This is a genomic window from Microcoleus sp. T3_B1, from assembly GCF_036700445.1.
Classification (GTDB): Bacteria; Cyanobacteriota; Cyanobacteriia; order Cyanobacteriales; family Microcoleaceae; genus Microcoleus.
The window spans coordinates 15,289-29,489 of sequence record NZ_JAUBOX010000088.1 but is presented as its reverse complement, the minus strand read 5'-3'; the positions used below and the strand labels follow the sequence as shown (position 1 = coordinate 29,489).

Genomic DNA, 14,201 nt, shown 5'->3' with positions numbered 1-14,201 from the left:
TTGGTCAATCCTAAGCACTTTAAAAACTGGTTTACAAGCTGCTGCTACTGTACTTCATAAACCTGGAATACGCTGTATCATTAGCGGTGCCGACGGATGGGTGGCAATAGAAGCCTATGGTAATGCCAAATATGAATGGTTAAAAAGCTTTCTAGAATTACCGAATGGCATACCATCTCATGACACATTTAGTCGGGTATTTGCCCGCATTGAACCACAACAGTTTCAAGAATGTTTTTTGAGTTGGGTAAATGCGATAGTCGGGAAATTAGAACTAAACGTGATTGCCATTGATGGCAAAACAATGAAACAATCTTATGACCGAAATGACCAGCAAAAAGCGCTACATATAGTCACGGCGTGGTCTTCATGTCATCAATTAGTTTTAGGGCAAAAAAAAGTAGATAAAAAATCTAACGAGCTGACAGCAATTCCGGAATTAATAGAAATGTTAGAAATTGCCGGAAGTGTAATAACCATAGATGCTATGGGCTGTCAAAAAGACATAACATCTCTGATTATCAATAAAAAAGGAGATTATGTTTTAGCTTTAAAAGGGAATCAAAAGCTCCTCTATCAAGCTGTGAAAGAGTGGTTTGAAGTAGCTAAAAAAGAAGATTATTTAGGCAGAGACTACAGTCCGGAATGAGCAAGTAGAAGCTGGACATCATCGAGTGGAAAAAAGACAAGTGTGGACTGTTGATGTATCCGAGTTACCACCTCTGCATAATCAAGAATTATGGACGGGATTAAAAACAGTTGTCATGATAGTTAGTGAACGACGGCTGTGGAATAAAACCACGACTGAAGCTCGTTTTTACGTTAGTAGTTTAAGCAGTAATGCTGAGACAATTGCTGGGGCGATCCGTAGTCATTGGGGCATTGAAAATAGCTTACATTGGACGCTGGATGTGACATTTTGTGAAGATGAAAGCCGGATTAGGAAACAGAACTCTCCCGAAAATTTTGCACTTCTACGTCGCTTGGCTATAAATTTACTAAAACAAGAAAAAACTTCCAAACAAAGTCTAAAAATGAAACGGTATCAAGCGGCAATGGACAATAATTATTTAGTGAAAATTTTAAACTCTGCCAGTTAATGCTCGAAATCTAACACCTATCTAAGAAGGAAAATTATTCGGCTTTAAGAAGTTAAGAAAATCTTAAGGTTCTGATTTAATTTGCTTAAATGTGGTTAAAGTAAATGATTTTTAGAAGGTTTTTTTAGTTATTTAGTAGTGCACAAATTTAGGTATTTGTCAAATTAATTTAGATGCGTTTACCCTGGTAATATTACTGGTACACTAGCGATATTAAATGGGGGAACAGGTAGTTCAACTCAGAATTTTATTGATTTAACTACTACTCAAAGTATAAGTGGTAATAAATATTTTTTAGATTCTATTTTGGTAGGTACTAATTCCTCCCTAACTATTCAATCTTATGACAACTCGGACATCAAATCAATCAATTCAATTCAAGTGGTCAACTCTTTAAATGGGAGTATAACTTTAACTGCAAATCCAGTAGGCACTTTTGCTTTTACAAATAATGATTTTGAGATTAACGCTAATACGAATATTGCAATTCCAAATCAATTTTTAGGCTCTCATGTGAGAGTTAGAAATTATGGAATTGGCTTGGCGGGTAATATTCAGGGTTTACGGTTAACAGCTTTAAACTCAGGGATTGGGAACATTACTACTCTTGATGGTGCAGCCTTCTCAGCTAGAAATGATACTGCAACTACTGTGACGACACTAAATGGCGGTAGTTTTGCTGCTTCTATTGGAAATATAGCTGGTACTGCTACTACTATTAATGGTGGGCTATTTACAGTCAGCTCTGGTGCTTCGGCAATATCTACTACTATCAGAGGGATTTTAATTAATGCTTCGTCATCCAATACTATTCCCGCTACTAATTGTGTCGGAATAGAAATCGCAAGTATTACAGGAACCGCTACTAATAAATTAGCCATAAAAACTGGCACAGTAGGATTAATTAGTTTCGGCGACACAACTCCATCGACATCTACCACTACAGGTGGTGTGGTTGTTGGTGGTGGAATAGGAGTCGGAGGCAATATTTTCGCAGCAGGTAGTATTCAAGGTACGTCATTTCAAGTAGCTGGAACTAAAATAGTAGGAGCTAGAGAGACTGGATGGACTGCATCAACGGGAACAATCAATAAGGGTGCTTTCGCGTCAGATACAGCTACACTATTAGAAGTATCTAGACGATTATTTAGTCTGGAAACAGCTCTCAGAACACATGGGTTAATAGGTACTTGATGTGGCACGACCAAACCTTAGAAAATCCCCCGATTTAAGCAAACCATCCGAGCCAAGCTTAGGAAGAAAGTACGATGGCAGTGAGTCTTCTGCTCCAAACTCTACTCAATTAGGGGTAACTCGCGAGCTAGGCTCGGTAGCAGGTATTACCATTGAGGGTAGGGCAAAGGTTGATTTAGAATCGCTCTTACCTGCACAAGGTATTTCGATTAATCGAAATGAGTCAAAAAATACCCTAGGTATTGGCGCAGGATTAGGATCTACTAGGGGTAAATTGGGGGTGAATATAGGGGCTGAAATGGGTTTTGAGCCGGATGGCTCGATATCCCTTAAATCGGTTAGTGGAGGAGTAAATGTAGCAGGTTTTGGGGTAGAAGGGAAAGTTGGTCAGGGCGGTAGTGGTGGGCTAGCGCTAACGGGTTTTGGAATTACCGTTGATATTGCAAAAGACGAAAAAGGGGGGATTAGTGGGGGCATTAGTATCAGGTTGCCTGGCGGGGAGATCGGAATAGGATTTCAACGAGATCCAGGAACTGTAGTGATAAGTACACCTGTCCCTGAACCTGTAACACCTACTTATACAGAAGGTTTAGACAAAGAGAATATATCCATCCCCCCCGAACAGCCTGCTACAAAATGGCCGGTACCAACCGGAGTAAACATAGACAGCGCCAAAGGATGTACGCTAAAATTCTTTTGGAGAGAAAACCATTACAGCATAAATCCTTACGCAGGTACTTGTGAGTCGTATTTGTCGCAACCAGTTTTTTATCCGTATAGTAGTTTCGGCCCCACAAAAGTACGAGTTGTCAGCAATACTTGCACACAAAAGATTCGGAATATTAATGGTTTGTGGGCAATGCAAACCACAATTATCATGACTCTCTTTGAGTGCGAACTTGATATACGAATTGATCGCTTTGCAAGTCAATCCTATTTAAAACAAATTTTGGATTACGTTTATTATTATTATATTCCTTCGAGTTTTTGCTCTTACAATTGGTACTTAAGCGAATACGGTGGCGGGATGCCTATTACGACTAGCCGTCGTGTAAGCAATCCAGAAATAAGTGTATTTGGTTGCGTCCCCCCAAAAGATAGCTTTAAAATATATCCACGTCCCCCTAGTCCCGTATCGATTTCCGTTCAATTACCCAACCATCCCCAACAAATTAAACCTATGGATTGCTGTGAACAGGTCAAAGAAATACACAAATATCTTGGTATCGCCAAACTCAAAAAAAATAAATTCCCGGTGAGTAACGCCTTCCTTGTACCCGGTGGCAAGGGAAACGATAATTGCATTGATTACTATGCGATTACTCAAGCTCTATTCAGAATGCTCGCGAACGGGTTGATACTTAACCCAAAAAGTAAACCATTGGGTAGTGAATGGCAAAATGTTAATGCTACCGCATGGGCGGGACAGATGTACGAAATGTTGGCTGAAAGTATGTCCGACGGCAATTCAAGTCAACGGTTCGAGGTCGCTGCAATAATGCAACTTGTACAAATTATGAGTGCTATTGCAGAAACAGGCAGGAAAGTTGAATTTGTTGCCGACGCTATTGGAATCGAGCCACAGTTAAGTTTCGAGGATCTGCCAGTGTGCTTTACAGTTCACGAGAACCACAAAGGTTTTGGCAACAGTCAACCTAAAAAGCTAAAAACATCGGGACTGAAGTCCGACGAACAGGTAGAAGAAGTGCTAGGTAAAATGTTAAATCCGAGCAAGGTGCCCATCGTAAAATGGCAATTCAAGCCGGGCCAAATATCAATTAACGAGGCATTGAGGATGAGGAGCAATGGCTAAATCAGTTAGCGGTGGTAAAAGCGCGTCACCTAGGGGTACTACTGACCAACAACGAGAGGCTGCTGGTAAAGGTGCAATTCGAGAAGAATTTTTGAGGAAAAAGGATGAACTGATTAAATTAAAATCACTCGATATTTTTCTGGTCAAAGATGCAATGGGGATTAATCCCAAAAAAAGTGATATGAAACCGGAATTAAAGGATATAGTTAAACGGCTTAAACAGAAAAAGCCAAAGTAAGTTTCTTAGTGCATTTCCTAGAGTAGCCCCCTACAGTAGGGGGCTACTTGTAAAAATGCCAACAAAAACAGGCACAATCCCTCCTACTTTTAAATATTTGGTATAAAACAATACATTGATTTTTTGTTCTACCATGATAGCCGTAGTTTTTGCCACGTTAAGGCAAAGTGCTTATGTTACGATTGACACGTCACCGATACGCGTAAGGACAGTCACAATGAACGTTTGGAATTTAATGATTGAGATTTTTAGGACACTGGTAGAACGGGACGCCATCCTTTCGGAGCGTATCGCTAAGCTTGAGGAAGAGAACGGGTTAGACGTAGCAGATGAGAGCCTCACTCAATCTCAACTGCAAAAGTTGGTTGATCGGATGTCAGAACAGACTGTGCCTCCATCTGCGTAAATTTAGTTTTGTCAAAGGTTAGGGTTTTGCCCGGTGTAACAACCGGGTTTTTTAGTGCCGTAGGCGGCTACTTTACCTTCATCTTGAACAATAGCCCCCTACAGTAGGGGGCTACTCCAGAAAATACAGGCAGAGACACAAACAGGCAAGGCAAAAAATAGCCAATAAAAAACCCCCCTTAATAAGGGGGGTGGCAGGTAGGGGGATGCGGGGCTAAATGTCGGAGAAGGAAGCCTCTGTATTGATACCCAAGTAATGCCGTTGAATTGTATCAACACTATTACCGCAGGCAGTGGCCAGTAGCAATAAATCTGTGCCAGCGTGCGCCATCAGAGTAATGAACGTATGTCGGGTATGGTAGGGGGATAGGTAACCAGAGATTTTACCGTCTTCAACCAATTGAGTAACTACACCGGGATAAGTGTAGGTTTTTTGAGAACATTTTAATTCGTATGTATTCCACAACTTAGCAAATTGACCGATATACCAAGCTTTGCCATTTTGTTGTTTGAAAATTAAGTCCCTTGGCTGAGTGTCTACAGGTTTAATTTTCAACAGTAAATTTTGAAGCTTCGGATATATTTTAAAGATTCTTGTTTCCCCTGTTTTTGGAACCTGAGTGTTCTTTAACCGGCCGTTGTAAGACTTGCTAAATCTAATGTAGTCTTTGTCCCGCCCCAAAAAAACATCCTTCCATTCAAGCGCGAAAGCTTCCCCGCTACGGCATCCAGTTAGAAACAAGAATTCAACCAAAGGTGCTGCTTGACGGGTTGCGGGCTTATCAGACTCATAAAAAGCCTTAATGATGATGTCTCTCTCTTCCTTAGTAAAAGCGCGTCGATCGCGTTCATCTGGGTTAACTTCGTCATCCTCGGAGTCCCACCATCGCAATAGCGAACCATCAGAAGTGACAACTGGCTTATACTTGTCTGTTTTGTTAGGGGTGAAAACAGAGTCAATCCCCGCAAACGGGTTAACCGTAAGTCTTGTTTTCCCTTGAGACTGCAATCGGGTAAACGCTTCGGAAAGGGCGGATATAATCGACCGCTTGGTAGTTGTACAGCAAGTGAACCGCGACAAACAGTCGTCTATCTGTCCGTCTAAACGTTCGTTCCATAAAGGATTATCCGACGTTAGATAAACATGATTTTTTTTGTCATACACCTTCCCCTTAATAGGGTTTGTATAACTAATTCGGTAAAGAAGTTCAAACGTAGTTGGCTGTAACTGCGGTTGCTTCCAATCCAAGTAATCTTCCCACATTTGACCTACGGTAATCTCAGGTTCTGGTTCTGGAATCAGTGCAGCCAGCTTTAGTTCAGCGGTGTACTTGGTTTTTAAGCCGTACTTGGCAAAAGTAGGATCGAACAGTTGTTGCCAGTCTGGGTGCTGTAAGTCACCTTCAATCCTCCACGCGATAGCGATCGCCTTTTGCCAATTCTCAGGAGTATCCTTCATCCCTAAGCCCTGATGCTTTCGCTTCCCCCCAAAAATGGGATTGTACTTGGTACTGAACTGTAACCGGAGTGAACCGTTATCGGACTGTACTTTGATCGTCTCAGGGGTTGCTTGTGATTTAGCGTACATATTGTTTTTTCAAGGTTCTGTAAGGGTTTTAGCCTTCTATCAACTTTCTAGCAGACACCCGTTAATCGAGCTATGTGCATAGCGTGAATGAAGGCACAGAACTAATATAGCACCTTTATGGCAATAGGTCTACAACTATGCCCATTGTTCGTTCGGCAACAAAGCCGTGTACAAGATTTAACAGATTTAACGGATGGATGTTGATCTTCGAGATTCGATCTTCGAGCGAAAAATGTTAATCTCCGGTTTGGGGAGGGGTTAAGGTAAGTTTTTTTATAGCACGATCGCACATCCGTTTGTTAATTTTAGGGTTTTGGCGATCGGTCAGTCGATTTTAGATTTTAGATTTTAGATTTTAGATTTACTTGCAGCTTTGAATCTGGAAGATGGAACTTTGGTCTAAAATTTTGGGCTATCCAGGAAAGGAGTCGGGGCTTTGTATCGGTTTTTGGGCGGTGTCCAACAGCCGAAAATTAACAAAAATCCACCTCCAAAACAAAACAACACAATTCTTTGCCACCAAAGTTGGCGTTTGGTACTACAATGCAGCAAAAGTTCAAGCGTTTTTGACTTCAACGGCTGAGGGGATAAAGGAAAATGGGAGATGTTGGACGTGTGCCTGTAGGAATTATCGGCGCTTCAGGGTACGGCGGCGTGCAACTTGTGCGACTGCTGGCGGACCACCCGGCGGCTGAAGTAGTTTATTTGGGCGGGGATAGCAGTGCAGGAAAACCTTATTCCAGCCTTTATCCGCACCTGACTAACTGCATTGATTTGACAGTCGAGGCGATCGACCTAGACCAAATAGCGGCAAAATGCGAAGTTGTGTTTCTGTCGCTGCCAAACGGTTTAGCTTGCAAAATGGCACCGACGCTGATAGAAAAAGGCTGCAAAGTCTTGGATTTGTCGGCTGACTACAGATTTGAAAATCTGGAAACTTACAAAGCTTGGTACGGTGGCGAGCGATCGGACTCTGCTTTAGCTGCAACGGCTGTTTACGGCTTGCCAGAATTGTATCGCGATCGAATTAAAGACGCTCAGTTAGTAGGCTGTGCCGGCTGCTACGTCACTGCTAGTTTGTTAGCCCTGGCCCCTTTGCTCAAACAAGGTCTCATCGTGCCAGAAACAGCAATTATCGACGCCAAATCCGGTGCTTCGGGAGGGGGCCGCAAAGCCGAAGTTAATCTCTTGTTGGCTGAAGCAGAGGGTTCTCTGGGCGCTTACGGCGTTGGGCGCCACCGCCACACGCCAGAAATCGAGCAAATTTGCAGCGATTTAGCGGGACATGATATTAAAGTTCAGTTTACTCCTCACCTAATTCCGATGGTGCGGGGAATTCTGGCGACTGTTTACGCAACTTTGCGTGATCCGGGTTTGGTGCGGGAAGATTTAATCACGATTTTCAGCGCTTTTTACCGCAATTGTCCTTGGGTAAAAGTGTTACCGGCTGGGGTTTATCCGCAAACAAAATGGGCTTGCGGTACGAATCTTTGTTTTATCGGCATCGAAGTCGATCCGCGTACTGATAGGGTGATTGTGCTGTCGGCGATCGACAATTTAATTAAGGGACAAGCCGGCCAAGGCATCCAGTGCATGAACTTGATGATGGGTTGGGAAGAAACTTTGGGTTTGCCACAATTGGCTTTCTATCCTTAATTGAGAATTGGGCATGGGGCATTGGGCAATTGGTAATTGGTAATTGGTAATTGGTGGGGGCGGGTTTACGAGATTGTTGGTTTTAGGCAATTATTTCTGGTAAAACCCGCCCCTACAGGATGTAAATTGCCGATGCCCGATGCCCATCCGATTTTAGATTTCTGATTGTTAATTTTAGATTCAAGTTACTAATCAATTCTTCAATCTAAAATCTAAAATCTAAAATCTAAAATTGTCAGATGCCCCATGCCCGATTACCAAGTGTTATTTAGGCCCGTAACCGATCGACCCAGCATAAATTGCCCGATCGCCCAATTGGTCTTCAATCCGCAATAAACGGTTGTATTTGGCAACTCGTTCGCTGCGACACAAAGAACCAGTCTTGATTTGACCGGCGCGAGTCGCTACGGCTAAATCGGCAATGGTGGTATCTTCAGTTTCACCGGAACGGTGGCTGATGATCGATCGATAGCTGTTCCGTTTGCCCAGGTCGATCGTATCCAAAGTCTCTGTCAAAGAACCAATTTGATTCAGCTTAATCAAAATCGAATTGCTAGCTTTCAAATCAATTCCTTTCTGCAGCCGCGTCCGATTAGTAACAAACAAATCGTCACCCACCAATTGAACTTTGCTGCCCATTTTCTGCGTCAGCGCTACCCAACTTTCCCAATCGTCCTCATGCAAACCATCTTCAATGGAAACAATCGGATATTGACTGGCCAAACCATCCAAATAATCGATTAATTCTGCAGGCGAATGAGCCACACCGTCGTAAGTGTACTGCCCATCTTTGTAAAATTCGCTAGCAGCAACATCCAAAGCCAAAGCAACTTGTTCACCCGGTTTATAGCCAGCTTTTTCAATAGCTGCAATCAACAAATCCAAAGCTGCTTGATTGGATTTAAGATTAGGCGCAAAACCGCCTTCATCACCCACACCAGTCAGCAAACCCTCAGCTTTTAAGACTTTACTCAAGGATTCAAATACCTCTGCACCCCAGCGTAAAGCTTCTTTAAAAGAGGGCGCACCCACAGGGACAATCATAAATTCTTGAATGTCCACATTATTGTTAGCGTGAGAACCCCCGTTGATCACGTTCATCAAAGGCACGGGCAAAACGTTCGCCAAGGGCCCGCCCAAGTAGCGATAAAGGGGGAGTCCTAAAGTCTCGGCGGCCGCCTTTGCTGTGGCTAAGGAGACTCCGAGAATGGCATTTGCGCCGAGGTGGGATTTGTTCGGGGAACCGTCCAAATCAATCATGGTTTTGTCTACCAGCGCTTGGTCGATCGCATCTAGATTAGCCAAAGCGGGGGCAATTTTGTGTTCGACGTTAGCGACGGCTTTTAGGACTCCTTTGCCACCATAACGGCTTTTGTCGTCGTCGCGGAGTTCGTGGGCTTCAAAAGAGCCTGTAGACGCGCCGCTGGGGACTTGGGCGAGTCCGACAACACCGTTGGCTAGGTAAACTTCAGCTTCAATGGTGGGGCGGCCACGGGAGTCGAGGATTTCTCTGGCTTGAATAGATTCGATCGCAGTGTCTAGCATATTAATTATTCCGGACTTAATTCAAGGTTTCATGACAATTAGCAGTCTCTGGGTTTTCCCACGCTGACTGCTGACGGGTAATAGAGTACGCGATCCCCAGAATTATTGGTGCACAGTTCAAAATATTTGCGGATTTGGACGAGCCGATCGGTGTCAATAAGCTAGGCTTGTTGAATAACAGCTCCGGCAAGTTTGACAGTAATTTGATTGTTTTAACCCCAGATTCCCGCAGATTTCTTAATTAGAACCTTTGTTAAAATTAGAATGTCAGCAAAGTCAATCAAAAAAGGAGAAACTTAGGATGTTAGAAACAAATATCGGAGAAATTAGAGCATTAGCTGAAAATTCAGACCCTATTATTGCTGATCCCCCAAACACCAAATTACTCACCGGGCCATTGCCAAATCCAGCCAGCAACCCCAACTTTTTTGACTTAACTCCCAATGACGACGCATTTCAATTAGCAAATGGAATTCTGCGTAATACTCCCGGAGGTTTGCGGGCCTTAGCTGGTAACGATTTTGTCAGAGGTTCAGGTGGTGCGGAACTGATGAACGGTAACAGCGGCACAGATACTTTAATCGGGGGTTGTGGCAGCGATACTATTCGCGGCGGCCAAGATTTTGACATTCTTTATGGAGAATGTGGCAGCGATTTTGTCAGCGGAGATCAAGGTGATGACTACGTTTATGGAGGCACTGCCAATGACTTTATGCGGGGCGGTAAAGGGAATGATGCTTTAGTAGGAGATAGTGGAAATGATACTCTAATCGGTGATGCTGGAATTGATAGACTTTGGGGAAGTGAAGGCGCAGATTTGTTTGTTCTCCGCACAGAAGTGGGAGCAGCTTCGGGGGAAATTGGTTCGCTTCAACCGCCTCCTAGTGGCAATTTTGATGTAGATGAAGTGCCTGCCGATTTTATTCTCGATTACAATCCGGCTGAAGGTGATGTAATTGGATTGGCGGGAGGACTGACGCGAAATGATATTGCTTTGAGCGAAAGGTTTTTAACAATTGGTGATGCCAGAGATTATGACAGCAGCGGGCCTTTTCCTCCGGGAATTCCTCGCACTGCTGATTTTAGAATTTTAAATACTAAGGCGACGGTGATTCGGGAAGCTAGCACCGGCAATATCTTGGGTTTGGTGAAGGATGTTTCGCCGGATCAACTTCAGTTTATATCTGTGTCTGACGGGACGATCGCTCTAGGATAACTACCAACTGGTGGGCAAGGCTAATCTGCATAGCACGGAGGGGCGGAACGAAACGCCCATCCGACAACAACAAGGCTCTCAATCCTCGTTCCCAGGCTCTGCCTGGGAAGACATATCAGCGAGGCTCTGCCTCCCGATTCCTGACATAAATTAAACAATATTTAAGATTGCCAGAAATCCGCCACATCATATCCCATTGCGGTGAGCATTTGCCGCAGCAGAGGTAAGCTCAAACCGATCACATTTGTGTGACATCCTTCGATTTTTTCCACAAAAAAGCCGCCTTTACCTTCCAGTGCAAAACAGCCTGCACATTGCAAGGGTTCTCCGGTAGCGACGTAAGCCGCAATTTGGCGCGAGGTAACTTCCGCAAAATGAACTTTTGTAACTTGATAGCGAATGACCGATCGCGACCTTGCCTCATCAAAGTCATCGAATCTAGTATCAATTAAAGCATGACCCGTATACAATTCGCCCACCTTACCGCGCATTTTCTGCCAGCGCGAGATTGCTTCTTCCGCATCCTTGGGTTTGCCGTGAATTTCGCCATCTATGAGCAAAATTGAATCGCATCCCAACACCAAACACGCTTTTGGATTGGGGATTTGGGGGTGAGAATTAGCCAGTAAAAACTTAGCCACAGCCTCAGCTTTTCCCTCTGCTAACACCTGCACTAAATTAGTGGCATCTTTCATTTGTATTTGCCCTTCATCAAAGTCGCTGGGGCAAATCACAGCTTGAATGCCGGCATTTTCTAGCAGGCGGCGGCGCGCAGGAGAAGCTGAAGCTAATACAAAAGTTGGAATTTTCATAAGTTAAGAAGTGAGTTGACAGTTGACAGTTGACAGTTGACAGTTGACAGTTGTCAGTTGTCAGCCGTCAGTTGACAGTTGTCAGTGGTCAGTTGGCAACTAACCCATGCCCCATGCCCCATGCCCCATGCCCTAATAAACAGAGAAAGATTTAACAACTTTCTCAAAAGCTTCTTTTACCTTTGGCCAGCGTTCTTCGGTAGTGGAAACGTTAAGCGTAAAAAGTTTGCCGCGGCTGACTGCTACACTCGCTAAGTTATGGCGTTCTTGGTTTGGCAACTTAACGGCGTATTCTAAAATGTAATAGTTTTTCGATCGCGATTCACGAGCTTCTGCATTGACTAATTCAGCTTCGCGGCCGGAATCACTCGGGGCGATCGCACTTTTGCTGAGCTTGTATCCCACATCCGTCGGCGTTCCCAAATCCGCCAGAGTTTTGTCCTTCGCGACTGGACTGATTACCACGCTGACGTTCTCGGTTTGCTGAATCAAATCGCGGAGCACCACATCGGGCCCGTTAGAAATCGCGATCGGCAGCCAGCCGTTAGGATAGAGAAATTGATAGCCGTCGCCAGTATCAACGTAGCTTTTGAGCCCGGTGACTTTAGACACACAACCGGTCAAGGTGAGGCTTAGAACCACCAGAAGTATTGCCGCAATTCGTTTGAGCATTCTTTTTACGGGTAGAGTAAAACAAAAATATTTAATTTTAATTGTCTCACCAAACCTTGGCCCTAAAAATAGTTAAGCTATGAATCGCTGTTTATGTAACGCCAGCGATCCATAGCCGTATAGTTTAATTGTTAACAAAATCATTACAGGTGAGTCAGCCAGCTAATCAGCCCGTGCTTGGTCGAAACTTCTAAAGCCAAGAGAGAAACAAAGCCAATCATGGCAAGGCGGCCGTTTAAGCGTTCGGCGTAGGGGGTAAAGCCGGTGCGGGGCTCGTCATCGATGTATACTTGCGGCTCGATCGCAAAATTGTTCATTTTGCCTTGGTCGTCCAGCATTAAGCCTCGGTTACTCATGTTTTTTTTCCTAAATGGTTTTTAGTGTACTGTAACTAAATGTAACAGACTTGTGAAGATATGTAAAGGATTGTGAGAAATTTTTTTTAAATACCCCGATCTGACACCAGTTTATAAAAAAAATGCAACTGTAGGCAAGCTCTAAACCCTTATATAGTAAGTCTTTCCCAAATCTAAAATCTAAAATCTAAAATCTAACAATGGTATGACTGTGGGTAGACTCTGGGCCCCAGAGGGGGGAGGATAGAGTGGAGAGGCACAAAAGTCGATGGTGTATGGCAAATCCAGTCTGGGTTTGACGAAAATTGTGGAACGGAGGAAAAATTTATGCGGGCCAGTCTGGAAATGCGGTGGTTTTATAGCGGTGCACTGCCAAAATCTATCAATCAATGGTTTGGAAGCGAGAGTCTCGGCGGGTATCTTTCGCCTCCTGAAGAGCGGGAAGACATATATTTGCTAGTACCAAGCTGCGACTACTTGGGAGTGAAGCTACGCGGGAAAACCTTGGAGGTAAAGTGGCGTCAGGGAGAGTTGGGGATGATGGAGTTCGGCAACCGCTGGGAAGGCAAAGCCGAAAAGTGGCTGAAGTGGGTTTGTGCGGACACGATGGCGCCGATACCGGCGGATATTATAGCGACAGGAAAGTGGGTGGCAGTCAAGAAAAAGCGAGCGCAGCGTCTTTATCAAGTTTCGGAGTCGGGTGCGGTAAGGTCAGTGCCAGTAGAAGCCCCAATTCCTGAAGGCTGCACCGTGGAACTTACTCAGTTGAACATTAACGGCAGCGCGTGGTGGACTTTGGGATTTGAAACGTTTGGCAGCGAAAGTTCTTTGACAGAAAGCCTGCAAACAGTTGCTACTTGGACTAGCAAGAGTTATCAGGCGCAAAAGTTAAAAGCTGAGGATTCTTCTGCTTATCCCATTTGGCTGGGCAGCAAGTAATATCAAACCCGGCTTTAATAATACCTCCTGTATTTTTTAGTCGCCCTCTGCTGGGACGAGAGGCAAGTTTAGACGGGGTTTCAACCTCCGAGTCTGGCCGTCCTGGACGCCACTGGCATATATAGTAAGGTGCTCTACTACCCGAAATCTTCAAGAATATTTCAATAACGGAGTCTGACCGAGAAAATGGGATGCAAGCCCCGTCCTTTTAGGACGGCTTTATGCTATAGTTTAATTGGTTGAAATCCCCACCTAAGATTGCAGCGATATATACTCATCTTGAGTTGAAACCGGGACTGATCCAGTAATAGGGAAAGACCCAAGGGCAATGGTTAAAATCCAACCTGGAAGCAAAACAAAGTATTGTTAATGTTTTTCAAACAAAACGATACATATAGTCGGGATAGGGCATTGCCACGACTTAAAATGAACATGGAGGCGCTCGTAAGACTACTTCGGTAGCATTGGTCGATGAAGTGTTAAGAATCCTCTCGCCTTTAGGCAGGGGAGTATGTCAAGCACCTGAGATGTTGCACCATTTTCAATTAGGTTTTTTACGGGCGGGCTCTCCTGCCCAACCCCTACTCCCCACAAGAAAACTCACTCTTTGTGGAACAGGCATCTTGCGCGGGCTCTCCTGCCCAACCCCTACTCCCCACAAGAAAAC

The 14,201-nt window shown here is 44.2% G+C and carries 14 protein-coding genes; 9 read left to right on the top strand and 5 right to left on the bottom strand.

Features of this window, described 5'->3' with window-relative positions; translation table 11 throughout:
- The 6 genes from QT990_RS30175 to QT990_RS30150 form a co-directional block, all read left to right on the top strand.
- A partial coding sequence (locus QT990_RS30175; protein ID WP_333466112.1) for an ISAs1 family transposase occupies nt 1–649 on the top strand: 649 nt, incomplete at its 5' end.
- Between the two features lie 25 nt (nt 650–674).
- Nucleotides 675–1,100, top strand: a complete 426-nt coding sequence (locus QT990_RS30170) for an ISAs1 family transposase (RefSeq protein WP_333466111.1) — start codon at nt 675–677, stop codon at nt 1,098–1,100.
- Nucleotides 1,101–1,406: 306 nt separating this feature from the next.
- On the top strand, nt 1,407–2,294 hold the full coding sequence (locus tag QT990_RS30165) for a hypothetical protein (protein ID WP_333147566.1): 888 nt from the start codon (nt 1,407–1,409) through the stop codon (nt 2,292–2,294).
- Nucleotides 2,295–2,592: 298 nt separating this feature from the next.
- Complete coding sequence (locus tag QT990_RS30160) at nt 2,593–4,107, top strand: hypothetical protein (RefSeq protein WP_333301169.1); 1,515 nt, start codon at nt 2,593–2,595, stop codon at nt 4,105–4,107.
- The gene (locus tag QT990_RS30155) at nt 4,100–4,345 is read left to right on the top strand and encodes a hypothetical protein (RefSeq protein WP_333147562.1); all 246 of its coding nucleotides are present in this window, start codon (nt 4,100–4,102) and stop codon (nt 4,343–4,345) included. The genes QT990_RS30160 and QT990_RS30155 overlap by 8 nt, the downstream gene beginning before the upstream one ends.
- Nucleotides 4,346–4,562: 217 nt before the next feature.
- Complete coding sequence (locus QT990_RS30150; RefSeq protein ID WP_333147560.1) at nt 4,563–4,751, top strand: hypothetical protein; 189 nt, start codon at nt 4,563–4,565, stop codon at nt 4,749–4,751.
- A 213-nt stretch (nt 4,752–4,964) separates the two neighbouring features.
- On the opposite strand, the gene QT990_RS30145 is transcribed toward QT990_RS30150, so the two are convergent.
- Nucleotides 4,965–6,338: a tyrosine-type recombinase/integrase gene (locus tag QT990_RS30145; RefSeq protein WP_333147557.1), complete on the bottom strand. Its 1,374-nt coding sequence runs from the start codon at nt 6,336–6,338 to the stop codon at nt 4,965–4,967.
- A 597-nt stretch (nt 6,339–6,935) separates the two neighbouring features.
- Between QT990_RS30145 and argC the strand changes: the two genes are divergently transcribed.
- Nucleotides 6,936–7,994, top strand: a complete 1,059-nt coding sequence (argC, locus tag QT990_RS30140; RefSeq protein WP_333147556.1) for an N-acetyl-gamma-glutamyl-phosphate reductase — start codon at nt 6,936–6,938, stop codon at nt 7,992–7,994.
- 264 nt (nt 7,995–8,258) lie between these two features.
- Here argC and eno read toward each other — a convergent pair whose 3' ends face one another.
- Nucleotides 8,259–9,539, bottom strand: a complete 1,281-nt coding sequence (gene eno, locus QT990_RS30135) for a phosphopyruvate hydratase (RefSeq protein WP_445252094.1) — start codon at nt 9,537–9,539, stop codon at nt 8,259–8,261.
- A gap of 301 nt (nt 9,540–9,840) precedes the next feature.
- Between eno and QT990_RS30130 the strand changes: the two genes are divergently transcribed.
- Nucleotides 9,841–10,755, top strand: coding sequence for a calcium-binding protein (locus QT990_RS30130; protein ID WP_333147553.1), 915 nt, complete (start codon nt 9,841–9,843; stop codon nt 10,753–10,755).
- A 161-nt stretch (nt 10,756–10,916) separates the two neighbouring features.
- Here QT990_RS30130 and QT990_RS30125 read toward each other — a convergent pair whose 3' ends face one another.
- The 3 genes from QT990_RS30125 to QT990_RS30115 all read right to left on the bottom strand — a co-directional run bounded on the left by QT990_RS30125 (nt 10,917) and on the right by QT990_RS30115 (nt 12,595).
- On the bottom strand, nt 10,917–11,567 hold the full coding sequence (locus QT990_RS30125) for a nucleoside triphosphate pyrophosphatase (RefSeq protein ID WP_333466110.1): 651 nt from the start codon (nt 11,565–11,567) through the stop codon (nt 10,917–10,919).
- Nucleotides 11,568–11,699: 132 nt separating this feature from the next.
- On the bottom strand, nt 11,700–12,239 hold the full coding sequence (gene psbP / locus QT990_RS30120; RefSeq protein WP_333466109.1) for a photosystem II reaction center PsbP: 540 nt from the start codon (nt 12,237–12,239) through the stop codon (nt 11,700–11,702).
- A 143-nt stretch (nt 12,240–12,382) separates the two neighbouring features.
- A complete protein-coding gene (locus tag QT990_RS30115; protein ID WP_333071359.1) occupies nt 12,383–12,595 on the bottom strand; it encodes a high light inducible protein in 213 nt (70 codons plus the stop codon).
- 327 nt (nt 12,596–12,922) lie between these two features.
- Between QT990_RS30115 and QT990_RS30110 the strand changes: the two genes are divergently transcribed.
- On the top strand, nt 12,923–13,534 hold the full coding sequence (locus tag QT990_RS30110; protein WP_333466108.1) for a hypothetical protein: 612 nt from the start codon (nt 12,923–12,925) through the stop codon (nt 13,532–13,534).
- Nucleotides 13,535–14,201: the final 667 nt, after the last annotated feature.